This window comes from Haemophilus sp. HMSC068C11, assembly GCF_001815355.1.
Lineage (GTDB): Bacteria > Pseudomonadota > Gammaproteobacteria > Enterobacterales > Pasteurellaceae > Haemophilus_D.
This window is the reverse complement of sequence record NZ_KV820370.1, coordinates 1-280: the sequence shown is the minus strand read 5'-3', so window position 1 is coordinate 280 and position 280 is coordinate 1. Positions and strand designations below refer to the sequence as shown.

The following is a 280-nucleotide window of genomic DNA, read 5'->3' as shown; positions in this document are numbered from 1 at the left end:
AAATGTCTAAAGAAAAATTTGAACGTACAAAACCGCACGTAAACGTGGGTACAATCGGCCACGTTGACCACGGTAAAACAACTTTAACAGCAGCAATCACAACCGTATTAGCAAAACACTACGGTGGTGCAGCTCGTGCATTCGACCAAATCGATAACGCGCCAGAAGAAAAAGCGCGTGGTATCACCATCAACACCTCACACGTTGAATACGATACTCCAACTCGTCACTATGCACACGTTGACTGCCCAGGACACGCGGACTATGTTAAAAACATGAT

1 protein-coding gene is annotated in these 280 nt (G+C 45.4%); it reads left to right on the top strand.

From position 1 onward, the window contains the following. Positions 1-2 precede the first annotated feature (2 nt). Positions 3-280, top strand: a 278-nt coding sequence (locus HMPREF3020_RS06565; protein WP_005665528.1) for a GTP-binding protein, incomplete at its 3' end; no start/stop codon positions are given.